The organism is Chryseobacterium carnipullorum, assembly GCF_900142785.1.
GTDB classification, from domain to species: Bacteria; Bacteroidota; Bacteroidia; order Flavobacteriales; family Weeksellaceae; genus Chryseobacterium; species Chryseobacterium carnipullorum.
The window spans coordinates 16115-41648 of the sequence record NZ_FRCD01000029.1 but is presented as its reverse complement, the minus strand read 5'-3'; the positions used below and the strand labels follow the sequence as shown (position 1 = coordinate 41648).

General features: G+C 38.4%; 23 protein-coding genes. 6 read left to right on the top strand and 17 right to left on the bottom strand.

From position 1 onward, the window contains the following. The first annotated feature begins 97 nt into the window (after positions 1-97). On the top strand, positions 98-1021 hold the full coding sequence (locus BUC06_RS22445; RefSeq protein ID WP_073336743.1) for a DUF3078 domain-containing protein: 924 nt from the start codon (positions 98-100) through the stop codon (positions 1019-1021). Between the two features lie 71 nt (positions 1022-1092). Here the strand turns inward: BUC06_RS22445 and sufD are convergent, their stop codons facing one another. The 4 genes from sufD to BUC06_RS22425 form a co-directional block, all read right to left on the bottom strand. Then, complete coding sequence (gene sufD / locus BUC06_RS22440; RefSeq protein WP_181876136.1) at positions 1093-2400, bottom strand: Fe-S cluster assembly protein SufD; 1308 nt, start codon at positions 2398-2400, stop codon at positions 1093-1095. A 115-nt stretch (positions 2401-2515) separates the two neighbouring features. Further along, on the bottom strand, positions 2516-3259 hold the full coding sequence (sufC, locus tag BUC06_RS22435) for a Fe-S cluster assembly ATPase SufC (RefSeq protein WP_073336742.1): 744 nt from the start codon (positions 3257-3259) through the stop codon (positions 2516-2518). A 195-nt stretch (positions 3260-3454) separates the two neighbouring features. Then, a complete protein-coding gene (sufB, locus tag BUC06_RS22430; RefSeq protein WP_073336741.1) occupies positions 3455-4903 on the bottom strand; it encodes a Fe-S cluster assembly protein SufB in 1449 nt (482 codons plus the stop codon). Positions 4904-4984: 81 nt separating this feature from the next. Beyond that, the gene (locus BUC06_RS22425) at positions 4985-5314 is read right to left on the bottom strand and encodes a HesB/IscA family protein (RefSeq protein WP_073336739.1); all 330 of its coding nucleotides are present in this window, start codon (positions 5312-5314) and stop codon (positions 4985-4987) included. A gap of 211 nt (positions 5315-5525) precedes the next feature. Here BUC06_RS22425 and BUC06_RS22420 point away from each other — a divergent pair, with 211 nt between their 5' ends. Further along, entirely contained in the window at positions 5526-6425 is a 900-nt protein-coding gene (locus BUC06_RS22420; RefSeq protein WP_073336737.1) for a GLPGLI family protein, read from the top strand. A gap of 9 nt (positions 6426-6434) precedes the next feature. Beyond that, a complete protein-coding gene (locus tag BUC06_RS22415; RefSeq protein ID WP_073336735.1) occupies positions 6435-7268 on the top strand; it encodes a GLPGLI family protein in 834 nt (277 codons plus the stop codon). A gap of 55 nt (positions 7269-7323) precedes the next feature. Here BUC06_RS22415 and ypfJ read toward each other — a convergent pair whose 3' ends face one another. After that, a complete protein-coding gene (gene ypfJ, locus BUC06_RS22410) occupies positions 7324-8181 on the bottom strand; it encodes a KPN_02809 family neutral zinc metallopeptidase (RefSeq protein WP_073336733.1) in 858 nt (285 codons plus the stop codon). A gap of 76 nt (positions 8182-8257) precedes the next feature. Here ypfJ and BUC06_RS22405 point away from each other — a divergent pair, with 76 nt between their 5' ends. Genes BUC06_RS22405 through BUC06_RS22395 form a run of 3 tightly spaced genes read left to right on the top strand, consistent with a single transcriptional unit; the run spans position 8258 to position 10035 of the window. Next, on the top strand, positions 8258-8578 hold the full coding sequence (locus tag BUC06_RS22405) for a hypothetical protein (protein ID WP_123877240.1): 321 nt from the start codon (positions 8258-8260) through the stop codon (positions 8576-8578). Continuing rightward, positions 8578-8904: a hypothetical protein gene (locus BUC06_RS22400; protein ID WP_073336729.1), complete on the top strand. Its 327-nt coding sequence runs from the start codon at positions 8578-8580 to the stop codon at positions 8902-8904. The genes BUC06_RS22405 and BUC06_RS22400 overlap by 1 nt, the downstream gene beginning before the upstream one ends. A 3-nt stretch (positions 8905-8907) precedes the next feature. Next, positions 8908-10035, top strand: a complete 1128-nt coding sequence (locus BUC06_RS22395; RefSeq protein WP_185116987.1) for a glutathionylspermidine synthase family protein — start codon at positions 8908-8910, stop codon at positions 10033-10035. Here the strand turns inward: BUC06_RS22395 and BUC06_RS22390 are convergent. The 12 genes from BUC06_RS22390 to BUC06_RS22335 all read right to left on the bottom strand — a co-directional run bounded on the left by BUC06_RS22390 (position 10025) and on the right by BUC06_RS22335 (position 25399). Continuing rightward, entirely contained in the window at positions 10025-12103 is a 2079-nt protein-coding gene (locus BUC06_RS22390; protein ID WP_073336727.1) for an LTA synthase family protein, read from the bottom strand. The genes BUC06_RS22395 and BUC06_RS22390 overlap by 11 nt on opposite strands. Positions 12104-12319: 216 nt before the next feature. Continuing rightward, positions 12320-12838, bottom strand: coding sequence for a 6,7-dimethyl-8-ribityllumazine synthase (gene ribH / locus BUC06_RS22385; RefSeq protein WP_073336725.1), 519 nt, complete (start codon positions 12836-12838; stop codon positions 12320-12322). 3 nt (positions 12839-12841) lie between these two features. After that, positions 12842-13549 (bottom strand): YfgM family protein, encoded by a 708-nt coding sequence (locus BUC06_RS22380; RefSeq protein WP_073336723.1) that lies wholly within the window; start codon positions 13547-13549, stop codon positions 12842-12844. Between the two features lie 190 nt (positions 13550-13739). Beyond that, on the bottom strand, positions 13740-14276 hold the full coding sequence (locus tag BUC06_RS22375; RefSeq protein ID WP_073336721.1) for an adenine phosphoribosyltransferase: 537 nt from the start codon (positions 14274-14276) through the stop codon (positions 13740-13742). Beyond that, positions 14276-15475, bottom strand: a complete 1200-nt coding sequence (locus BUC06_RS22370) for an NTF2-like N-terminal transpeptidase (RefSeq protein WP_073336719.1) — start codon at positions 15473-15475, stop codon at positions 14276-14278. Before BUC06_RS22370 ends, BUC06_RS22375 begins: the two co-directional genes overlap by 1 nt. 320 nt (positions 15476-15795) lie before the next feature. Continuing rightward, positions 15796-16812, bottom strand: coding sequence for a hypothetical protein (locus BUC06_RS22365; RefSeq protein WP_073336717.1), 1017 nt, complete (start codon positions 16810-16812; stop codon positions 15796-15798). Positions 16813-16974: 162 nt separating this feature from the next. Further along, positions 16975-18306 carry a quinol:cytochrome C oxidoreductase gene (locus tag BUC06_RS22360; protein ID WP_073336715.1) on the bottom strand — a complete coding sequence of 444 codons (1332 nt, stop codon included), beginning with the start codon at positions 18304-18306 and terminating at the stop codon, positions 16975-16977. An 8-nt stretch (positions 18307-18314) separates the two neighbouring features. Continuing rightward, positions 18315-19016, bottom strand: coding sequence for a c-type cytochrome (locus BUC06_RS22355; RefSeq protein ID WP_073336713.1), 702 nt, complete (start codon positions 19014-19016; stop codon positions 18315-18317). A 1-nt stretch (position 19017) separates the two neighbouring features. After that, positions 19018-19539: a DUF3341 domain-containing protein gene (locus BUC06_RS22350; RefSeq protein ID WP_047398786.1), complete on the bottom strand. Its 522-nt coding sequence runs from the start codon at positions 19537-19539 to the stop codon at positions 19018-19020. Continuing rightward, positions 19526-20923 carry an NrfD/PsrC family molybdoenzyme membrane anchor subunit gene (gene nrfD / locus BUC06_RS22345; RefSeq protein ID WP_073336711.1) on the bottom strand — a complete coding sequence of 466 codons (1398 nt, stop codon included), beginning with the start codon at positions 20921-20923 and terminating at the stop codon, positions 19526-19528. The genes BUC06_RS22350 and nrfD overlap by 14 nt, the downstream gene beginning before the upstream one ends. Before the next feature lie 25 nt (positions 20924-20948). Next, complete coding sequence (locus BUC06_RS22340) at positions 20949-24014, bottom strand: TAT-variant-translocated molybdopterin oxidoreductase (RefSeq protein WP_073336709.1); 3066 nt, start codon at positions 24012-24014, stop codon at positions 20949-20951. A gap of 23 nt (positions 24015-24037) precedes the next feature. After that, on the bottom strand, positions 24038-25399 hold the full coding sequence (locus BUC06_RS22335; protein WP_073336707.1) for a c-type cytochrome: 1362 nt from the start codon (positions 25397-25399) through the stop codon (positions 24038-24040). Positions 25400-25534 lie beyond the last annotated feature (135 nt).

Below are 25534 nucleotides of genomic sequence, written 5' to 3'. Positions count from 1 at the left end.
ATTATTTTCTTATTTTGTAAGATACAAATTATGCTGTTTTCTAATCCTGTTTTTAAAAATAAATTAAATAGTGGGTTTTGTTAAGGAACGACTACTTATGAAAAAACTTTTATTGGCCGCTTCCATATCTTTTGGAATAAGCACAATAGCTCAGGAAGTCAAACCCGATGCTGCTACAACAGATACTGTAAAAGCATGGTCTATCCAGGGACAAAATACATTAATGCTCAACCAGGCTGCCTTTTCAAACTGGGTAGGAGGAGGAGCCAATAATGTAGGCTGGCTTGCCGGAGTTAACTATAACCTTACTTATGAAAAAGGCAAAGACCTTTGGGAAAACATCATTATTCTGGGCTATGGGCAAAACAATACAAAAGGTATCGGAACCAGAAAAACGCAGGATGTAATCAATCTGTCAACCAATTATGGAAGGGAATTTGCCAAAAACTGGTATATTTCGGGAGGCATCGGTCTTCAGACACAGTTTGCAGGAGGGTATGAAGATGGAAATAATCCTGATGCCAAAAAGATCTCTAATTTTATGGCTCCTGGATACCTTAATATGGGTGCCGGTGTTACTTACCGTCCCAATGACAACTTTACATTAACGCTTCGCCCTGCCAATGCGAGATGGACTTTTGTTCTGGATGAAGATCTTCAGACAGCAGGAACGTACGGACTTAAAAACGATGGTGATTCTTCTCTTTTTCAGTTCGGTTTTCTTGGAACAGCCATTTACAAGATCAAAATTATGGAGAATATCAATCTGACCAATACAGCTTCTGTATTTTCAAACTATCTTGACCATCCTGACAGACTGGTCCTTGGATACAGTGGAATCCTTAATATGAAGATCAATAAGTTTATTTCAACCAATATTACACTGGATCTTTTGTATGACCACAACCAGATTCAGAAAACACAGCTTAAACAGACGTTAGGCGTTGGATTCGCCTATAATATAGACAATGGGAAGAAACGTTCTGATAAGAAAGATAATCAGTCCTGGATGAAGAAATAATTCGGAACCAGAGATCAGTAAAAAAGCACTTCAATTAGAAGTGCTTTTTTTGGTATCAATTTATATAAGTCTTAAAACTCTAAATCCACTTTCAGCTTTTCAGCCAGAAGTTTCGAAATTTTTTCTTTAAGCGGCTCAATGTCAATGTTCTGCATAGCATCATTGGCAAAAGCATATAAAAGCAATGCCTGAGCTTCTTTCTTGGAAATCCCTCTTGCTCTCAGATAGAAAAGCGCATCTTCATTCAGCTGACCTACAGTACATCCGTGAGAACATTTTACGTCATCTGCAAAGATCTCCAACTGAGGTTTGGTATCAATGGAAGCCCCCTCGCTTAATAGAACGTTATTGTTCTGCTGGTAGGCATTTGTTTTCTGAGCCAATTTATCTACGAATACTTTTCCATTGAAAACGCCGTGGGCATTTCCGTCGAAAATACCTTTATAGTTCTGGTAGCTTTCACAGTTCGGGAAATTGTGGTGAACTGCTGTATGGTGATCCACCAACTGGTCTTTTCCAATAATAGTGATTCCGTTCATAAACGAATTAATATTGCTTCCGTTATGAATGAAATCCAGATTGTTTCTTACCAGCTTTCCTCCGAAAGTGAATGTGTTCACCGTCGTTAAGCTGTCTTTTTCCTGTCTTGCAAACGTACTGTCAATAAGATATGACGTATTGTTGTCATTCTGAAGTTTATGCCAGTCAGCTTTTGCATTGGGATAGGTAAAGATCTCTGTCACAGAATTAGTCAGCACATAAGTACTGTCAAAATTGTGGTGACTTTCGATAACCTCTACTTTGGCTCCCTCTTCTACAATCAGTAAGTTTCTTGTATTGTAGAATGTATTTTCTTCCTGGTTTTGAGAAATATAAAAAATGTGGATCGGTTTTTCGATCACTACATTTTTAGGAACTTTCAAAAAGAAACCATATTTGCAGTACGCAAGGTTTAGGTTGGTGAAAGCCGTATCTTTAGAAGCAATCGTATTAAAATACTGATCAAATACTTCTTTATGTTTCCCGTCATTCAATGCATAATTGAACGAAAGAAATTCTACGTTCTCAATAGAAACTTTTGAAAGTTCTTTATGAAGTTTACCGTTTACAAAAACGATCCAGTCAAAATTCTCTTCACCTAAATGCAGCTGATCCAGCTGTTCTCTGGTAATATTGTGACTTTCCTTAGGGAAAAAATTGTAATTTTTCTCTGTGATCTCTTTTACGTTGGTATATTTATATTCTTCGTCTTTTTTAGTCGGAAAACCTAAGTTTTCGAAGTTTTGAAGAGCAGATTTTCTCTCTCCATCCAGAAATCTGTGATGAAGACTCTCCAAAAATTCACCGTGATTGTCAATAATCTGATCGTATAAAGCCATTACTGATATTTCGGCCATCACACCTTATTTTATATATTTAAAAATAATATTATGTATTGCGGGTTTTCCGCATCTTCAGAAAGGATTGATAAAATCCAGGCTGAAAAATTTCTTCTTAGTTAAGAAGCCAGTCGTACCCTTTTTCTTCAAGTTCCAGAGCAAGAGATTTATCACCGGTTTTGATGATTTTTCCATTGGCAAGAACGTGAACAAAATCAGGCTGAATGTAGTTAAGCAATCTTTGATAGTGAGTAATCAAAAGAACTGCATTTCCTTCATTTTTAAAGTGGTTGACACCATCCGCAACAATTCTTAAGGCATCAATATCAAGACCTGAATCTGTTTCATCCAGGATGGCCAGTTTCGGATTAAGCATCATCATCTGGAAGATCTCGTTTCTTTTCTTTTCACCTCCGGAGAATCCTTCGTTAAGTGATCTTGAAAGAAAATCTTTTTTTATACCCAATTGCTCAGACTTTTCGCGGATCATCGCAAGCATTTCTTTTGCCGGCATTTCTGATAGTCCGTTTGCTTTTCTTGTTTCGTTTAAAGCAGCTTTAATAAAGTTGGTTACAGAAACTCCCGGAATTTCCACAGGATACTGGAAAGAAAGGAAAATCCCTTTGTGTGCTCTTTCTTCAGGAGCATCTTCGCTGATGTTTTCTCCCTGAAAAAGTATTTCTCCGTCCGTTACTTCATAATCTTCTTTTCCTGCAATCACAGAAGAAAGAGTAGATTTTCCAGCTCCGTTCGGTCCCATGATAGCATGAACTTCGCCCGGCTTTATTTCAAGATTAATACCTTTTAAAATTTCTGCGCCGTCTTCAATTTTGGCGTGCAAGTTTTTGATTTCTAACATAGTTTTAATATGATAATTTGGCCATCAGATAATTTTAAAATTATTGACTGCCGCCTTTTTCGATGTTATATGATTTATTTTTGCTGGTTTGATTTACAAACCCCTTTTCTTAAATGAATTCCGGATAATTTTCCTGACAATCAAAAGCTCTCCACAACTCTCATTTTCAGGTTTTCAAATTACCGTCATTATCAATTATCCTACAGATCCCTCCAGAGAGATCTCTAATAATTTTTGAGCTTCAATAGCAAATTCCATTGGAAGTTTATTCAATACTTCTTTACTGAAACCGTTCACGATCAAAGCAATTGCTTTTTCCGTATTAATTCCTCTCTGGTTACAGTAGAAGATCTGATCTTCCCCGATCTTAGAAGTTGTAGCTTCGTGTTCCAGCTGGGCAGTAGGATCTTTGATTTCGATATAAGGGAAAGTATGCGCACCACACTCATTACCCATCAATAAAGAGTCACACTGTGAAAAGTTTCTTGCTCCCTTTGCAGAAGGCATTACTTTTACCAGACCTCTGTATGAGTTTTGAGATTTTCCTGCGGAGATCCCTTTCGAAATAATCGTTGATCTGGTATTCTTTCCGATGTGGATCATTTTCGTTCCTGTATCGGCATACTGGTGATTGTTGGTCACAGCGATAGAGTAGAACTCACCGATGGATCCGTCACCTTTTAAAATACAAGAAGGATATTTCCACGTTACAGCAGAACCTGTTTCAACCTGGGTCCAAGAAATTTTTGCTTTTGCTTCACACAATCCTCTTTTGGTTACAAAATTGAAAACACCTCCTTTTCCTTCTTCATTTCCGGGATACCAGTTCTGAACGGTTGAGTATTTGATCTCAGCACTATCCATGGCAATCAGCTCTACAACGGCTGCGTGAAGTTGGTTTTCATCTCTTGAAGGGGCCGTACATCCTTCAAGGTAAGATACATAACTTCCCTCGTCAGCAATGACAAGTGTTCTTTCAAACTGACCTGTTCCTGCCTGGTTGATACGGAAGTACGTAGAAAGTTCCATCGGACATCTTACGCCTTTTGGAATATAGCAGAAACTTCCGTCAGAAAATACTGCGGAATTTAATGCTGAATAAAAATTATCTCCTCTTGGAACTACTTTTCCAAGGTATTTTCTTACCAAATCAGGATGGTTTTTTATAGCTTCCGAAATTGAACAGAAAATAATTCCTTTTTCCATTAAGGTATCCTGAAAAGTGGTTTTTACAGAGACAGAGTCTATTACAATGTCTACGGCAACTCCTGAAAGTCTTTTTTGTTCCTCAATATTGATTCCTAATTTTGCAAAAGTCTTCAATAGTTCAGGATCTACCTCATCAAGACTGTCCAGTTCAGGTCTTGCTTTTGGTGCAGCGTAATAACGGATCGCTTGAAAATCTGGCTTTTCATATTTAATGTTAGCCCACTCAGGTTCTGTCATTTTAAGCCAGATTCTGAAAGATTCCAGTCGCCATTCCGTCATCCATTCAGGCTCCTCTTTCTTTGCAGAAATAGCACGAACGATATCCTCGTTTAATCCGATTGGGAAATCTTCATAATCGATCTTCGTTTCCCACCCGAATTCATATTTTTTATTTTCAAGATCAACTCTTAGGTCGTCTTCAGTATATTTACTCATTTTAATAGATTTTAGACGTTAGTTCTTAAGATGTTAGTATAGGCAATGTGCTGACTTCTAACCTCGGGTTCTAACTTCTAATTATAAAGAAAAACTCTCTCCACAACCACACGTTCTGGATGCATTAGGATTGTTGAAAACAAACCCCTTTCCGTTTAATCCTCCTGAATATTCAAGGATTGTTCCTGCTAAATAAAGGATAGACTTTTTCTCAACAATAATTTTCACACCATTGTCTTCAAAAACTTGATCTGTGTCTGTCTTTTGATTGTCAAATCCCAAAACATACTCTAAACCAGAACATCCTCCACTTTTTACCCCTACTCTTATATAATCTTCAGCAGGGTTGAAGCCATCTTCCGACATAAGTTGGATGGCTTTTGCCTTTGCTTGGTCTGATACTTTTATCATTGTATTTATTTAGAATGATTTAATGATGCAAAAATACGAACTAATTTCCGCAATCTCAAATTGATGGTGTCTATTTTAACGATTTTACCCATAAGCAAAGATTCCGGTGTTAAAAATAACATAATTTCTCTTTTGCAAATAGGATGATTCTGTTTTTGATTTAACTTTGAATGTGATCTTTTATCCAAAGAATAATTATTAAAGAGTAATAATGAAAATAAAATTACTGGCCTTTTTCTCCCTGTTTGTAACGATAATTGCGCAAGGGCAAACCACGAGATATATTTATGAAACTTCGGTGAATCCGGATTCAATTAATCTGGTGACCCTGAAGAGTGAAAAAACTTTTTTGGATATCAAAGGCGATAAATCTTTATTTATCAGCGAAAATAAACTGATGAGGGACTCTTTATTTACTGTTTTTAAGCCAGATGATAAAGAAAATCATAAAAAAGAAGACCGGAAATTGGCAAAACCGGACATGAAAAAGCAACCTGAACCCACTTTTTTTGAATATTATATCACTAAAAATATTTCAGGGCGAAAAGTTTACTATCATGATAAAGTGATGGGGAAGCAAATTTACTATCAGGAAGATAGACCTTTACAATGGGAAATTACAGAGTTGAAAGAAAATCAGAACGGATATCCTGCCCAAAAAGCGGTTGCCGGTTTTGGCGGTAGAGTCTGGACAGCATGGTTTACCAAAGATATTGCTATTTCCGATGGACCGTATAAATTTTATGGACTTCCAGGATTGATCGTAAAACTGGAAGATGATAAAGGAGATTATAAATTTGATCTCGTGAAAAAAATAAAAATTCAAAATTCTTACGAAGAACAGGCGAGTCCTGATGCAAAAGAAAGCACAAGATTGAGTTTCAGAGGAGATCAGGCTGCCATAGAGCTTGAAGCAGGTAGAAAAAAAAGACTGCCAACAGGGGTTGAAAAAGGAGGAATGAATCCGGGAGGTGGAAGACATGGAGGAGGAATGCGAGGCGGTGGAATGGGTGGAAATGGAATGGACGGTGGGAGAGGAATGCCGGATTCCGGTTTTAGTACGGCTACTCCTCAAAACAACATAAGTCAAAATCCAATTGAATTAAAATAAAAATCCAAAATGAAAAAAATAGGCATCATTGCTTTTGCACTGTTTATGCAGCATATTTCTGCACAGAACAACAGGTTTGTGTATCAGGTAACCATGAAACCGGATGCAGAAAATAAATCCGATATTAAAACTGAAAATGCCTATCTGGATATTTCAGCAGAGAAGTCGCTTTTTTATTCTGAAAACAGATTTAAAAGAGATTCTACATTGCAGAAAGCTTTTCAGGGCGGCGCTGGCAGAGCTTCGATCAACAGGGAACAGATGGAAGCATTCAGGTCCAATATCAATTATTCTGTAGAGAAAGATAAATCAACCCAGAAAATATCTTACAAAGATAGAATAGGAAGAGATGTTTATGTGTACGAAGAAGACCGTCCTCTAAACTGGAAAATGTCTTCTGAAACCATGAAAATAGGGGAATATAAAGTTCAGAAAGCCACCACCGATTTTGCAGGAAGAAAATGGACGGCTTGGTTTACCACAGATCTACCTTATCAGGATGGACCCTATAAATTTGGAGGACTTCCCGGACTGATTGTTAAAGTGGAAGATGATCAAGGAGAGTATTCTTTTGATCTGATGAAGAATTATAAAATTGCTGAAATTCCCGCTTTGAACCAGTTTGGAAATGTGCTAAAAGTAAAAAGGACAGATTATCTGAAACAGCAGGAAAAATATAAAACAGATCCAATGTCATTCATGCAGGGCGGCGGTGGAGGTTTTCCCGCACCACCCAGAGCTTCTGGTGGAGGAAACCAGAATCCTGCAGATATGAGAAAGAGAGTAGAAGAAAGAGTAAAAGAGGAAGCCAAAAGAAACAGCAACCCAATTGAATTGCAATAAAAAATTAACCCTGAAGAATTTCTCTTCAGGGTTCTTTAATTGTATAAAAAAGGGATTATTTTAAAAGCTGGTTGAAAGTGTCTCCCTGCTTAATGTCTCCCGTATTGTAACCTTTCATAAACCATTCTTTACGCTGTGCTGAAGAGCCGTGGGTAAAACTTTCCTGGTTGACGTAGCCCTGAGATCTTTTTTGGATATTATCATCACCTACCGCCTGAGCTGCATCTATAGCAGATTGTATATCGCCCGGCTCAAGAATACCTTTTGTGTCATTCGTTCTTTTTGCCCATACCCCGGCATAAAAATCTGCCTGAAGTTCAGTGGCCACAGAAACTCTGTTCATTTCTTCTTCAGAATATTTTCCGCTTCTTCTTAATGCATCTACTTTTTGGGTAGTTCCGAGAAGAGTTTGTACATGATGTCCAACTTCATGAGCTAAAACATAGGCAACGGTAAATTCTGTCACCTTGGCTCCGAACTTTTGCTGCAATTCATTGAAAAAGCTCATATCCATATAGACCTTTTGGTCGGCAGGGCAGTAGAAAGGTCCCATTGCAGACTGAGCTATTCCGCACCCAGACTCTGTTGTATCTTCAAAAAGAACAATTGCAGGCTCGGTGTATCTCATACCGTTTTCTTTAAAAATCTGGTCCCAGGTAATCATATTCCATTTACCCATCATGTCCACCATTTCTCCAATTTTATTCTCTTCTGCTGTAAGTTCACGTTTTTGGCCGTTTCCTGAAGATTGTACGCTGCCGGAGTTCAGAATGCCGGAAGGATCACCTCCTAAAAAGAAAATAATCGCTGCTATAATCAAAGTTCCTAGCCCTCCACCTACAACCATACCTCCGCTGCCACCAGAACCACGGCGGTCCTCAACGTTCCCGCCTCTATCGTCTGTCCATTTCATAATATAAATTTTTGCCTTGTAAATTTAAAATAATATCATTACTAAATTACTACTTTTGTGAAAAATTACTGCCCTCGTGAAAAAAATTAAACTTTGCCTGTTATCAGTTGGGATAATGGCATTTACAGCCTGTAAAAAAGAGAAAGAAGATGAAGTAAACAGTGTAGATAAAACGGGTTCTATTGAAACAGAACTTTCTGTTGAACATCTTGATAATACAGATATTCTCATTACTAAACACAAAATCTGGAAGGACAAGAAACTTTTTAAAGAAATTATTAAAAAAGACACCATCCCGAGTCTCGGGGATACTCTTGTCGGAGGAGAAGACAGCGATGGCAACGACCATATTGCCAAAACGAAGAAAGATTACGAATTCTTTATAACGGTTCAATAATGAAAAAGTCCAGTTCTATAAAATTACTTTTCGTTACAGGGATCCTGGCCGCCTGTTCTCAGGAAAAGCCGAAAGATAAAGCAGAAAAGAAAGTTTACATGAGGTCTGATACAACAGCTTCCTATACAAGGACCCATGGCTTTATGGCTGGAATACTTCTGTATCATGCATTCAGACCCTATGGCGCTTACAGTTATGGATCTTATCAAAAGGCAGGTTATTACAGCGATGCCATCAGCAGTAAATCCAATATCGGAAGAAATAATTACAAAGGAAATGTCGTAAGAGGCCAGTTGGGAAGAAGCGGTTTCAGTGCATCATCATAAACTATGGAAAGAATTCAATCACAATTCAGGAAAAACTGGCAGCATAAGCTTGAAAATCTGGGGTTTGGCTACCATTCTCTGGAGGGCCTATACTGGGACGAAAGTCATTATTATCAGTTTACTTCAGAGGAAATCAATACCATCGAAAGTGCTACTGCCGAACTTTGGCAGATGTGCCTGGAAGCGGTAGACTATATTATTGAAAAAAACCTTTGGCACCAATTCAATATTCCTGAATGGTTCCGGAATTATATTATTACAAGTTGGGAAGAAGATCATCCGTCCATTTACGGAAGATTTGATTTTGGGTTTGATGGTAAAAATTTAAAACTACTGGAATTCAATGCCGATACCCCGACTTCTTTATATGAAGCATCGGTTATCCAGTGGTATTGGCTGCAGGAGCAGTTTCCGTATAAAGATCAGTTTAATTCTATTCATGAGAAACTGGTAGAGTACTGGAAGCATCTCAAAAATTATCTGAATCCCCATCACATTTATTTTGCATCTCTTACGAATATTGAAGATGTAACGAATGTGGAATATATGCGTGACTGTGCTTCACAGGCCGGTTTTGATACGGAGTTTATTCCTGTTCAGGATATTGGATGGGCTGAGGAGATCTCTGAATTTGTGGCTGGAGACCAGTCGGTCATGGAATATATTTTCAAGCTTTATCCTTATGAATGGATACTGGCAGACGGTTTTGGAGAAAAACTCGTAAAAAACGGCTTCCGATCACAATGGATTGAACCTGCATGGAAAATTCTGCTTTCATCTAAAGCTATTTTGCCGATCCTTTGGGAGCTGTATCCCAATCATCCGTATCTGTTAGAATCTTATTTTGAACCTAAACACCTGAAAGACTTTGCTAAAAAGCCTGTGTATTCCAGAGAAGGAGCCAATGTGATCCTATACAAAAACAATATCCCGATTGAGGAAAACGATGGAGTATATGGTAAAGAAGGTTTTATCTATCAGCAGTTATTTGAGCTCCCAGATTTTGAAGGAAATTATCCGGTCATCGGCAGCTGGGTGATCGGGCAGGAGCCTGCCGGCATTGGGATCAGAGAAAGTGTTCATCTGATCACCAATAACCAGAGCCGTTTTGTTCCTCACCTTATCGGTTAAGTTTCTTTTCTTTAAGCCAGAATGAAGTAGATTGATAGGCAGAAACAGCATCGTTGACCAGTTTCTGTTCCGGATCTTTCAGAAGCTTTTCATCATAATACAGTTTGAATTCAGGAGCAAGGCTGCTGGATTCCAGCTGTAAAGAGTACTGTTTTACTTTTTTTACCGGCGAAATGATCGTTAGACGTCCGTCTTTTACCAAACCAAGATCCTGATACGTTGCGATATAAGCTTTGGGCTGGAATTCTTTTTTGAAGACATCCTGACCAAGAAATTTAGATTGATAATTGAAATTCAGCAGTCCGAATACCGTAGGCATAATATCAATTTGAGACATCAGTTTGTCAAACTTCTGAGGCTGAATAAAGCCTTCGGAGAAGATCATTGCCGGAATTCTGTATTTATCCATAGGAAGTTCTGTTTTCCCTGCGCTGGATGCACAGTGATCGGCAATAATGACAAAGACTGTATTTTTATACCAGTCCTGCTTTTTAGCCATTTCAAAGAACAATTTGAGTGAATAGTCGGTATATTTTACCCCTCCGTCACGTGATTTTGCTGTTCCCGGAATATCAATTCTTCCGTCAGGATAGGTAAAAGGTCTGTGATTGGAAACAGTCATCCAATGGTTGAAGAATGGCTTCCCGGATTTAGCTTCAGCGTTCATCGTCTGGATCGCTTTTTTAGCCATATCTTCATCAGCAACGCCCCAAACATTGGCAAACGTGATTTCTTCAGGTTTAAAATTATTTCTGTCTACAATACCGTAACCGTTTCCAGCGAAAAAGTCCTGCATATTATCGAAATAGCTGTAACCACCGTATAAAAATTTCACATCATATCCTTTAGACTTGAATACGCTTCCTGTCGTGAATTTATTTTTGTTGTCATCTCTTTTGATCACACTTTCTCCGGCAGTAGGAGGAATACAAAGCGTTAATGCTTCAAGGCCTCTTACGGTTCTGTTTCCGGTAGCATACAGATTGGTGAACATCATTGAACGGTCTGCAAGACTGTCGAGGAAAGGGGTGATCTTTAAAGTCCCTCCGTAATGTTCCATAAAATCGGCGGATAAACTTTCGATAGAGATCAGAACCACATTTTTCTTAAGCTCCGGCTGTTCTGCAACCACATTTCGTGTTAATGACGGTTCAGCATACTGGCTCAGGAAGTTCTTTTCAGCTTCCTGCTGACCGATCTGCGGATAAAACTGGAAATAGTCAAGCTCATTGTGGGTAAATGCCCAATAGAATTTGGGAAGTCCGTTGTCTTCAATCTCGTCAGCAAAAACATTGTCTGATCTGATCTGCATTAATGAAGATATACCGAAAATACTGATGCCTGCCATCACTACAAAAGTTCCTACGAGAATCATTTTCTGTTTAAAATTCGGAAGCTCTAGAAGCTCGTCTTTCGTTTTCTTATAAATAAACCAGGTAACGGCTAAAGTGATGATAAGGATTGCTGAAAACAAAGGAATAACAGGATAGCTTTCCATGATGTTTCCAATGACTTCGTTGGTGTATATTAAATAATCTACCGCAATGAAGTTGTAACGTACTCCAAATTCATTATAAAAGAAATATTCACTTACCGAGTTAAAGATGATCAGAAGAACATACAGCAAAAGCGTAATGAAATACAATACATTTCTGATCCTGATTCGTTTTGAAGGAATAAAAAGCATCAGTCCGAAGAAAAGAGTCTTGATTCCTACAAAAGTTAAGGCTACTTCTGAGATTGATCCCCCATACTGATTGAAAATGTTATTGGGAATCAGCAGAATGTAAAGGAAAAACAATACCAATGCACTAAAAATGATATACCCGTATGGCTTTTTATATTTTGAATTCGATAAAAATAAAAAGTAAATCGCCAGAATGGTACTGGCTAAAGTGAAAACAAAAATATCATTCAGTAAGCCAATAGACAGGACTTTTATTACTTCAAAAAAACCAAAACTGGCCGTAGTGATCGGGTGAAAAAAGAAAACGACCCGCACGATCAATGAAATAATAAGATAGAAAATTCCTAAATATAAGAATGGTTTTATTTTGCTTGGAAACATGTACGTTAAGTATAGGTTAATTCCCGCAAAGATAGTTTTTGTCTACAACTTTTAAATAAAAACATGACGTTTCTTATCGTTTTTTTGCGTTATTGGTATAGAATTAACTTACTATCTGATGAGCCCGTAGGTGTGAAAATAACCTTGTGAAGTTGATTTCAATAAAAAAAGGACTATTATCAAATAGTCCTCTATACTGTTAATGGGTATTAAATATTAAAGGTGTCCGAAACCGATATTTCCTTTTTTTTCTGAAAGATTCTTTTTAAAATCAATCATTCTTAAAGCGGTTACGGCTGCTTCTACTCCTTTATTTCCTAAGTCTCCGCCACTTCTTGCAATGGATTGTTCCTTGGTATCATCTGTCAGTACGCAGAAAATGGTAGGGGTGTCTGTTAAGATGTTACAGTCTTTGATTCCTTGTGCCACTGCTGAGCATACAAAATCAAAATGAGGAGTCTCACCGCGGATCACACATCCGATAGCAATGACTGCATCGTATTTTCTTTCTTTGCAAAGCTGCATACTTGCATAGTTCAGCTCAAATGTACCCGGAATCGAGAATAGTCTGATGTTTTCTGGTTTTACGCCTTCTTTTTCAAGAATTTCCAAGGCTGCATCACGAAGATTGTAAGTTACAAAATCATTCCACTCAGAAAAAACAATGCCGATAGAAAAATCTTCGGCATTTGTTATATGAAGTGGCTTGTAATCGGAAAGATTAACTGTTGCCATTTTTTAAAAGTATTTAGTCATTTCAATATAAGAATCAGACATTCCGTTATCGTAGTCCTGATATTTCTCATCAATAGCAGAGAAGTATTTCTTAGCTTCTGCATTTTTCTTTAATCCTAATGCTACGATACCTGCTTTTCTTGTGAAATAGTAAGTCGTATAAGGATCATCAGAAGCCGTTGATGCTTTGTCTAATAAAGATAGAGCCTCGTCATTTTTGTTAAGTCCTGACTTTGCATCTGCCATAGCACCGAATTTCAATGCCATCAATGTTTTGTTGTCTGATGAAAAGTTATCCAGAAGATCGTAAGCTTCCTGGAATTTTCCTTCTTTGAATTTTAATAAACCTGCATTGTAAGCAGAAAGTTTACCCACATTCGTTCCTGAATATTCGTTATATGTTCCTAGAAAACCTGGATTTGCAGCAGATTTTCCACCTAAAGCTTCTTTATCTTTGCCTTCAGTCTGTTTCTTTTGAGCAGCAAGGAAGCTTTTTACCGCTTCAACGTTTTGAGGAGCCACTACAAACTGTTTGTAAGCGAAGAATCCTAAAACACCTAAAACCAATACACCGAAAACAATACCTAATTGCTTAGAATATTTTTCAATGAATCTTTCCGTGTTTAAAGCCTCTCTGTCAAGGTCTTTAAAGAACTCAACTGTTTCTTTACCTTCTTGCTCGTTTGGAGCATTCTTACCCAATTTTGCCATAAATTCTTAAAAATTGAAATGCAAATTTAATTGTTTCTGAATGATTTACAAAATACTTTGAAGTATTATTGTGAAAATGTTATCAATTGTAAAATGTTAATGTTAAAAACGCCGGGAGTGTCGCCAGTGTGACATCTCTACCATCACTATTTTTACTGTTTTAAATATTCTGATCTTTTCGAGTAAAAGTTTAATATTCAAGGAGGTTATAAATTTCTGCCCCGAATTTTTTCAGCTTTTCATCGCCATTAAGGTCTTTTAGACCAATCAGGAAACTAAACTGGGAAACGGTTGCGCCTTGCTTTTCTACAAGTTTTGCAGCGGCTTCCGTTGTTCCGCCGGTGGCCAGAAGGTCATCATGGATGAGAATTCTCTGTCCTTTTTTGATCTGTCCTTCACGGGTCTCAATGATGGCACTTCCATATTCCAGATCATATTTTTCTGAAATAATGGGTGGAGGAAGCTTTCCTGCTTTTCTGATTAAAATAAAGGGGACTTCCAGAGCGACTGCAATGGCAATTCCGAAAAGATAACCGCGGCTTTCTATTCCGCATACGGCATCTACTTTTCCTTTACTGAAAGCAGCGAGGTCTGTGATGACCTCCTCATAGAGCTTTGGATCTAAAAAAATTGGGGAAATATCCTTGAATTGGATTCCCGGAATAGGAAAATCGGGGAAATTTTCAATGGTTTCTTCCAGTCGTTTAATCAGTTCTTTTGAAGCCATTATGGGTTTATTTTATAGCTGGAAATTTTCCAGTCTCCATTTACATTTTTAAGTCCGAATGTTGCCTTCAACGAAGTGGTTTTTCCGTTCTTATCTGTTACATCATAGGTTGCGTTGACGCTGGCAGCGCCCGGATTGGTTGCATTGGTTGTAATGTTCTTTACGCTTACGTTTTTTACGGATCCAAATCCTGAAGTAGGATTGGAGAAAGATTCATAGCTTCCCCAGCTTGGGTTGCTTGACGTATCGTAGGCAGCCTTAAGATTCTGAGAACTTACGTTGTTTAAGAACTTACTTACTGTATTTTTAGGATCCGCTGTCGGCTGTTTAGGAGCCGTTGGCGTCGTTGCCGGTGCAGTGGGATCTGTAGATGTAGTGGGTGCAGGAGTTGGATTATTTGGGTCAATTACCGCATTGGGGTCTTGTGTTACAGCTGTTGAATCAGTTTTTGGTACCGCAGGAACCTTCAGAGCTGATGGATTGACATCAAGTCCGATTTTAGACATTTTGAAAGTCTTTGCAGTTGTTTTTACTGAAACAGTAATATCGATTTTGCTGTCTACTACTTTAGCTGCGGGAATAGAAGAGAATTTTAAATTAAATCCTTTAAAGTTGTTGTCCTGCATCAGGTTTTTAGCGGTAGAAAGTTTCACCCCATTGCTGAATACTTCTAAAGTCGCCTCTAAACCGGCACCGGTAAATGAAACAGGATTTCCTGCTGCGTCTACAAGTCTTGGAACAATTTGGATAGCGGTAGGTGCACCCGTTCCGTCATCGCCAGTAGGTCTGGTGATAATACTCAGTGAACTTGCTTTTACATCATTCGCATCAGTCTCTTTGGCTTTATCGTCTCCGAAGATGTTCATTTCTCCAAGAGAAGGAGGAGAGGTGCTTGCCCATTCGATTCCGTTTTTTTGTGCGACTTCATCAGCCATGGTAAGGATCTCCGGAACTTTTTTTCCGTCGATCAGTTTTCCAAGGGCTTTAAGTTCTTCTACATCACCTTCTGCTTCCACACCAAAAGTCTTCAGGATATAAAGAGCTTCGCTGAATTTGATCTGTTTAATGGTTGAAAGGCTTGAAGTCATGTCGTTGATACTTGACTGAAGCGTTTTAGTATTCGTAGCATCTACATGGTCCTTCCTGCATGCTGTAAAAAGCAACAGACTGAGAACTAGTAGAAAAGAAAACTTTTTCATTTTATTTTGTTTATTGCAAATTTAGTAAAACCTTTAATAATAGCTGGTTTTTATTTTTGTTTTGTGTTTTATGACGTTTTAATGCAGGCATTCTTAAAGATTTACATAGTGAATGGATTTCATGTGGAAACCGTTTAAAGTTGATTTTAAAAGAATTCAATTATAGCATGGATTCTGCGTTTCAGTTGATTATGAATAATTGTCCAGATGATTGCCAGTTATTTCAAATCATTTTTTCATGAAAAAAGACTGTTCAGGAAATTAAGTCAGTCTTTTTTATGCCGTCATTTGTTAAATAGTATTCTATTTGTGTTGGCGGTTTATTTTTTCATTTCCTGTTCTTTCAGATCATCTTTGAAGAATGAGCTGAAGATGGTTTGCATATTGGGAAATGAGGTATCCTGCCAGTATTGGGTCTTGTAATTGCTCTTTTCTTTGTCAAATTTTACGGATTCGATATCATTGTTATTGCTGAAGTCCAGTTCTGTAGGGTAAAAATTATTATAGAGGATGATCTGATTGTAATTCTGTTCACTTTTATGTTTAAGTTTTACAAAAGCGACCTCATTGTATTCCAGGAAATCTCTCAGGTTTTTCTCTGATCCTTTTTCAAAAGACATATTCAAAATGGTTCTGATGTCGAAGAATCTAAATCCGAATAGGGAAAACTCTTTCTCCTGAAGAGCAGCCCCTGTGACTTCTATCTGATCTTTTCGGTCTCCTTTCAATTCTTTGATGGTGTTTCTTTTTGTTTTGTATTCTTCCGGGTTTCCAACATTTTTAAGTCTTGGGATTTTTAAAGAGTTGCCGTAATCCCAGGATGAAGTTTCCTTTTTTTCGTTTTTAGGCTCTACCAATCTGAATACTCTGTACTGTTCAACGTTGGCGCTTTTTAGATTTTTAGTTTTGTTATCAAAAATATAGGTGACAAGTCCGTCCGCATAGCTGTTCAGTTTACCGTTGACCGTTACATAGGCATTGAAGTTTCCTTTGATGACAATATATTTTGCGGGTTTTGAGTTTTTGATGACGATTGTTTCTATTTCTTTAACCTGATCATTAATTTTAATCACGTCCTGATTTAATTCGGAATAGGAGAGGGTAGCAACAGGAAAGTTATTATACACCAATTGAAATTTTTCCTGTGAAGGAGCAATGGACTGCTTATCAATTTTACCATCGATATCAGAGTAAGCGAGAATACTTCCGTCCTTTCCGAACACGGAAACCTTCGGAAGAGGTTTGTTGGTCTGTTCAGAAACAAAAGTAATGGTTTGCGCCTGAATGAAGCTGAATAAGAAAACGAAAAGTGTAAGAAGCAGATAATTTCTTTTCATAATGGTATTTATTTTTGGTTGCTTAAATAAATGATCAATCTCATTATTAAGACGCACTTAATCTGAAATGGTTGCCTGATAAGTTTACATGTTAACTTCTCTGCACAAAAAAAGACTGATCATTATAATCAGTCTTTTTTATTGTATTGATGTTACAAGTCCTTAGAAAGGATACTCATAAATTTCAGATTCGTGAAGGTAAGGGTTACCTGTAGGGATCAGTTTCAGTTTAGACAATGCTGTCAGTACTGTGAACATGAACAATCCAACTACAAAAAGAAGTGCACCTAATATTAAGATGAATACTTCAGGAGTTTTCCAGTATGGACCTACCGTTCCAGGCATTACCATGTTGAAGTAGTCTAGGATGTGTCCTAAAATAACCACTACAGCCATTACAGTTACTACTTTATAGTTTCTCTTGATGCTGCTGCTCACTAATACCAATAATGGTAATAAGAAGTTGACAATCAACATTGGTAAGAAAGTAATACCATAGTGCTGGAATCTTCCAAAGAAGTAGTTCACCTCTTCCGGAACGTTCGCATACCAGTAAAGCATAAACTGAGCAAACCATGTATATGTCCAAAGCATACTTGTAGCAAAAAGGAATACTCCTAAATCGTGCAAGTGATTATCATTGAACTGAGGTAAGAATCCATTTTTCTTTAGGTAAACACTGAAAAGGATAATCATAGCGATTCCACTTGAAAGACAGCTTACCATTGAATACCAGATATACATTGTAGAATACCAGTGAGGGTCAATAGACATCAACCAGTCCCAAGCCCAGGCTGCAGAAGCAAATCCGAAGAATGCGATATATCCTACTGCCCATCTGTAAAGGAATTGATACTCTACTTTTGATTTAGTCTCATCTACTTTTTTAGACTGAGCCTTAAGTTTCCAGGCAAAGAATGAAGCACCTAGTACATAGATAAACGTTCTTATTGCATAGAAAGGAATGTTTAAGAATCTTTTCTTTTCAAATAAGATCACGTCAAAATGAGCAGACGTTGGGTCTGTCAAATCCGGATCCATCCAATGGAAGATGTGACCTTGGTGGAAGATGTTCAATAGCATTAATATAACTAATATAGCACCTCCGTAAGGAATATAAGAAGCAATAGCTTCCATTACTCTTGTAATAATGATTGGCCATCCTGCATGGGCTGCATGCTGAATACAGTAGAAAAATAATACTGCACAACTAAGTCCAAAGAAGAATACAGCTACGAAATGTATTGATGCTAAAGGCGAATTATGAATCTGCATTGTCGCATGCTCTAAATGAGAAGCTTCATCTTGAGGTCCTACCATTTCACTGGAGTGTGTAGGGGCATTGTGGCCTGCAGAATGAACTGCCTCCATCATTTCTTTAATTCTCTCTGTACTGATTCCATTATTCATGAAAAAACCAATACCAAACAGAACTAAACCTACAACAAGAAGTATTAGAGAAGTTGATTTTAATTTTGGTGAAAAACTATACATTTCTTTTCTTATTTTTTAGTTTCGGTAGTAGTCTCTGTTGCCGCTGCAGCTGGTGTAGCTGTAGCCGTTGTAGCTGCTGCAGGTGCTGCTGCTCCTTTTTTGAAGGCACTCATCACATACATTGCTACTCTCCATCTGTCACCAGCATTAAGCTGACCAGCATAAGATCCCATTGCATTTCTACCGTTAGTTAATACATAATGAACAGATCCTACAGTAAGCTCTCTGTCAGCATAGTTTGGTACACCAGAGAAAGCTCCGGTTTGTACAATCGGACCTTGTCCATCACCACCAGTTCCGTGGCATGCCGCACAAGTATGATCAAACAGTATTTTTCCTCTTTCAATATCTTTAGCTGCATTAGCTGGATTAAGAGGAGATCCTGTCATCTTTTTAGAAGCTTCATAACCGGAGTTATACTCATCTACATTCTTAGGAAGAAGGCTTTCTTCGAAAACTCCGTCTTTGTTTTGAGCAACTGATCCTTCTACTGGAGCAAGACCTGTGGCAAAACTATTTTTAACGAAAGCTGGGATTTCATTTTCATGATCTGAATAAGCATCCTGAGCTTTCATCAATGGATCGTAAGCTACCGGAAAGTACATATCCGGAAAGTATACAAGTGGTGTATTTTCTTTTGGTCCGCAAGAATTAAGTAAAACCGTTGTTAAACCTAAAATTGCTGTAATTTTTAATACATTCTTTTTCATTTTAAGCGTCTTTAACAGTTATTTCTTCAACTCCAGTTTCAATAAGCAACTGTTTTACAGATTCTACGTCTTCAGTTACAAATTCCATCATGAATTTATCATCGGTAGTTCTTGGATCTGGATTCTGAGCCGGAGCTCCCGGATACATTTTGTTTCTAACTAAGAAAGTTAAAGACATCATGTGAGCGGCACAGAAAACCATTAATTCGAACATTGGAACTACGAATGCAGGCATGTTGTGCGCCCAGTCAAAAGCAGGTTTACCACCAATATTTTGAGGCCAGTCATGATTCATCACATACCAGGTTACAGTAGCACCGATGGTAACTCCATAAAGAGCATAGAAGAATGCAGCATCAGAAATTCTGGTTTTCTTTAATCCTAGAGCTTTGTCAAGTCCGTGAACCGGAAACGGAGTATACACTTCGTTGATCGCAATTCCTTTATCGTTGAATGCTTTAACGCCGTTCATTAAATCGTCGTCATCAGCATAAAGTCCGTATACAATTTTAGTGGTGCTCATCTCCTTCTTTTGCTTTATAAGTTTCACCTGAAATTTTCAGAATCGATTTTAATTCAGCCTGTGCAATTACAGGGAACGTTCTTGCGTATAGTAAGAATAATACAGAGAAGAATCCGATTGTTCCTAAGTATACACCCACATCAATGATCGTTGGCTTAAACATAGTCCACGATCCTGGTAAGTAATCTCTTGAAAGGTTGATAACGATGATATCAAAACGCTCAAACCACATACCGATGTTGATAATCAATGCAATGATAAATGTTGCAATAATGTTTGTTCTTACTCTCTTGAACCAGAATAATGCCGGAACAATTAAGTTACACGTGATTAGTGCCCAGAATGCCCACCAGTAAGGTCCTACTGCAGCACCCGGAGAAAGGTAAGTAAAGTCTTCGAATCTTGATCCGGAATACCATCCGATAAAATATTCAGTAGCATAAGCTACGGTTACCATACCACCCGTAAGAACGATTACGATGTTCATAATTTCAATATGATACATTGTAATATATTCTTCTAAGTGACACACTTTTCTGGCAATAAGCAATAGCGTCTGTACCATCGCAAATCCTGAGAAGATCGCACCGGCTACGAAGTAAGGAGGGTAGATTGTAGAGTGCCATCCTTTAATAACCGACGTTGCGAAGTCAAAAGATACCGTGGTGTGTACCGAGAATACAAGTGGAGTAGCTAAACCTGCAAGAACCAAAGAAAGTTCTTCGAATCTCTGCCAGTGTTTTGCCTTACCACCCCATCCGAATGCCAGGAATGTATAAATTTTCTTAGTCCAAGGCGTTTTAGCTCTATCTCTGATCATTGCAAAGTCAGGGATTAGTCCCATGAACCAGAATACAGTTGATACTGAGAAATACGTGGAGATCGCGAATACGTCCCAAAGTAGAGGAGAGTTAAAGTTCCCCCAAAGAGAACCGAATTGGTTTGGTAATGGGAATACCCAGTAACCTACCCAAACTCTACCCATGTGGATTACAGGGAAGATCGCTGCCTGTACCACCGCAAAGATCGTCATCGCCTCTGCAGATCTGTTTACAGACATTCTCCAACGCTGTCTAAATAATAATAATACTGCGGAGATTAGGGTCCCGGCGTGACCGATACCTACCCACCATACGAAGTTGGTAATATCCCAACCCCAGTTAATAGTTCTGTTAAGCCCCCATGCTCCAATACCTGTCCCGATAGTATAAGCGATACACCCGAATCCGTAGATGAAAAGAACTAAGGCTGCATATAGTGAAATCCACCATAGTTTACCTGCTCTTTCTTCGATAGGTCGTGCGATATCTTCTGTAATATCGTGATAAGTTTTGTGACCAATAATTAGAGGTTCCCTTATCGGAGCTTCGTAATGTCCTGACATTTTTTACCTATTTATTATTTAAACTTTATTTTTCTACTCTGTTTCTTACTTTAGTGTGATAGAACACGTTTGGTTTTGTGCCGATCTCTTCAAGTAAATAATATCTTCTGTTGCTAGAGTACAATTGTCTCACTTCAGAATCTTTGTCATTCATATCTCCGAACGTCATTGCTCCGGTAGAACAAGCGCCAGCACAAGCAACAGAATCCTTAAATTCATTGTCGGTTACTTTTCTGTTTTCCTTCTTAGCATTTAAGATGGTTGCCTGAGTCTTTTGGATACACAATGAACATTTCTCCATTACCCCTCTTGTTCTTACAACAACATCAGGGTTAAGTACCATTCTTCCTAAATCGTTATTTTGATTGAAATCAAATTTATCATTTAAGTTATAAGTAAACCAGTTGAAACGTCTTACTTTGTACGGACAGTTGTTTGCACAATATCTGGTACCGATACATCTGTTGTAAGCCATGTGATTCTGACCTTGCTTACCGTGTGAAGTAGCCGCTACCGGACATACAGTTTCACAAGGAGCGTGGTTACAGTGCTGACACATTACCGGCTGGAAGATCACATCTGGATTGTCTGCAGGGTGGTTTAATGCCCCTCCGTCTCCGAATGCTGTACCGTACAATTCCGGTACTGCCATTCCTTCTTTCAATCCTTCGTATACTTCTACTTTCTGTCTTGATGAGTAGTAACGGTCAATTCTTAACCAATACATATCTCTTGACATTCTGATTTCTTCTTTACCTACTACAGGAACGTTGTTTTCTGCCTGACAAGCAATGATACATGCTCCACAACCAGTACAAGAGTTCAAGTCGATTGATAAATTGAAGTGAGGTCCGTCTGTATCATCGAAAGCATCCCAAAGGTCTATCTTTCTTGCAGGAAGAGCTCCACTGATCGTATGATATTCCAAAGGCTTGTTCCATCCTTTATGTTCGTCATCGAAAGCTACGTTCATGAATTCTGCTAAAGGAACTTCCTTAGCAATTTCATAACGTCCCATTAATGTATTCTGAAGCTGGATCCCTGCAAATTCGTGGTCTTCTCCAGTTTTTTCGATTTTCACTCCTGAAACAATCAGGTTAGAACCGTCAAATAATGGATAAGCATTTACTCCTGTATCAGCAGTAGCTCCGGAATCCTTTTTACCATATCCAAGCGCCAGACCTACAGATCCTTCTGCTTGTCCCGGTTGAATGAATACAGGAACATCTTTTATTGTTACTCCGTTGACCGTAAGGTTTACGATAGAACCGTCCAGCTGCATTCTTGCATTAAGATCGTTGTCAATCGCAAACTTCTCTGCGTCTTTAGGAGAAATTGTCAAGTAGTTATCCCAAGACATTCTGGTGATAGGATCCGGTAATTCCTGAAGCCAAGGGTTGTTGGCCTGAGTACCGTCACCCATTGAAGGCTTGGTGTACAATACTAATTCTAATTCAGAAGCTTTGAAGTTTCCTAATTCAGCAATAGCCTGAGCAGCATTTCCTCCGGAATAAGATAATGCAGTAGCATTATTTGAAGTCGTGATACCGTTGTATAAAGCTTTGTTGAAAGAAGTAGCCCCTAAGATTGAAGCAGCACTTCCTTTCAGATAGTCATAGTAATTGTTGGCAGCATTGTTTTTTCCATTTTTCCAAACCAATAGGGATTCTTCAATCTGTCTTGATTTGTAGATCTTCTGGATCGTAGGCTGCATTAAAGTATATACTCCAGTCTGAGGTTCAATATCTCCCCAAGATTCTAACCAGTTCGCTACCGGAATTACAGCTTTCGCTGCTTTGTACATTTCATTTTTCTTGTCAGCTACTGCTACTACACAAGCAACTTTAGCTAAAGATTTTTTGAAATCTTCTCCTTTTGGATGAGAGTAGATAGGGTCTACGTTGTTAGCGATCAATACACCAACCTGACCCGCATTTACCCATCCAAGGAATTCCTGGTATCTTGCTTTGTCAAATTCTTTCAGGAAGTTTGCTTTACCTGTGAAAGCAACTGAACCTAATTTTTGGTTGATTAAGTGGGCTAAAACCTGTGCTCCTTTAGATCCGTCAGCTAAAACAACAGCTTTGCTGCCTTTCGCTTTAAGTTCGTTTGCAATTTCGGTAGCCGTCTTGTCTGAGGTACCACCACCTACGATTGCGTTGTAAACTTCAACCAAAGTTTTGTTTACTGCACTTGGTTTTAATCTGTATCTTGAGTCAGCGTTAGCACCGGTCAATGACATGTTGGATTCCACCTGAATGTGTCTCAACATGTTGGGTCCTGGCTTTCTTGCTGCTGCAAAAGATGTTTCTAAGCTTGCTCCGTTGTAATCTCCTAAGAAATCAGCCTGGAAAGAAACGACCAATTCTGAACCTTTAAGGTCATAAACCGGTAATGCTCTTTGTCCGAATACTTCCTGGGCTGCATCTAAAGTTGCAGAGTGAGGATAGGCATCATAAGTTACCAGTTCAGCGGTAGGATATTTAGCTTTGAATTCAGCAAACAACTTTTTGAAAGTAGGGGAAGGGAAAGAGTGAGACAAAAGCACAATCTTTTTACCTGCTGCGCTTGCATCTGCCAATCCTTTAAGGATAAAACTATCTACTTTATCGAAAGTTTCGTCTTTACCGTCAAGTTTAGGCTGTTTTACTTTATCATTATCATAAAGAGAAAGTACACTTGCCTGAGCTCTTGCATTGGTTGTTCCCAAATCACCTGCTGCCGGGTTTGGATCTATTTTGATCGGTCTTCCTTCACGGGTCTTTACTAAAACACTAGCGAAGTCGAATCCGTCAAAATAGGTTGAAGCGTAATAATTCGGAACCCCTGGAATAATGTCATGTGGCTTTACCACATAAGGAATCGTTTTGATTACGGGTGCTTCACAGGCAGCCAATGTTACCGCTGCCGTAGAGAATCCCAATAATTTTAAGAAATCTCTTCTTGAAGTACTGGATCCGTTCTGTTCAGCATCTCCAAGGAAATCTTCTACCGGAATTTCTTCCTGAAACTCTTTCTGAGCCAGCTTATTGTTTAAAGCCGGGTCTTTAAGTTCATGAATACTTCTAAATTGTATTTTGTTTGAAGCCATTTATACTTCTAATTTTTTAGTTATTAATAATGACATTTACCACACTCAAGACCTCCAATTGCATCTACAGTGATCTTACCGCCATCCTGAGGATATTGTTTTTTCAACTTGTCATGTAGATTCTTGAAGTATTCTTTATTATAACCGTTGTTCATATCAACCTCAGTCGTTCTGTGACACTCGATACACCATCCCATGGTGAAGTCGTTAGCCATTTGAACAACATTCATTGTATCAATTTTTCCGTGACAAGCTTTACATACAACATCTATTTTGTTGTTTGGATTCTTTTTGTTGAAAGAATTAATGATCGCTTGTTCACCTGCTACTACGTGCTGAGAGTGATTGAAGTACACGAAGTCTGGCATGTTGTGGATTCTGGTCCATTCAACCGGCTGAGTTTTTCCAGTATACACCTGTTTTGCAGGATCCCATCCTGTAGCGGCATAGATTTTCTGGATTTCACCGTCGTAGAATGCTTTATCTTTTCCTGGCTCCATGTAGTGGTCTGCGTTGTACTCAGAAATCGTTCTGTGACAGTTCATACAAACGTTCATCGATGGGATTTCAGATACTTTACCATACTTGGCACTTGAGTGACATAACTGACAATCAATTTTTTGTTCTCCAGCGTGGATTTTGTGCGAGAAGTAGATAGGCTGTTCAGGCTTGTAACCCTTGTAAACACCGATCCACATGATCCAGTTCCAAACTCCGTAAGCGGCCAGAAGGGCAAGGATACCCAATGCTGCTTTACCTACGTAGTGGTACTTCTCATAAATTTCGCTGAAAGATTTAACCCTTGTTTCGTTAAGCCCTGCTAAGTCTTCTGATTGACCTAATTTAACCAATTGTCTCAGTTTAATTAAGATCCAAACCAATAGAGCCGCAATAGCAAGAAGCGAAATAATAACTACACTTGTTGTAGTATTATTTGCTGGAGCTGCAGCAGCGTCTGTTGCTGTAGCCGTACCTGCCGCCGGTTTCTTCTCTTCCGGAGCCGGAGGATTAGTTGTGTATGCTAAAATGTCGTCTATATCCTTATCTGTAAGATTTGGAAAGACCTGCATTTCAGTCTTATTAAATTTTTCGAAAATCTCATTGGCGTATTTATCCCCAGAAGCTCTCAGAGCTTTGTTGTCTTTGATCCACTTGTGAAGCCAATCTTTGTCTACACCACCCTCTGTCTTTACTCGTTCTACAACACCCTTAAGAGGTGGTCCTACAACTTGTTTGTCCAGCGCGTGGCATGCAGTACAATTCGCTTTGAAAAGTTTCTCTCCGTTTTTAGGATCGCCGTCTTGCCCGTAAATTGAAGCACTTGTCGATAGCAATAAGCCTATTGCGATCAACGTTTGTTTATAATGCTTTCTCCAACTAATCATTTAAATTATCTTATGTTAGTAAAATATTGAACCAATCAATTCCGCAAAAATAATATTTTTAACAGGAATTTAACGGTATATGGAAAAGGGAAAATATCATTTACGTTTAATTTGTATTGATTCTAAATAGTGTTG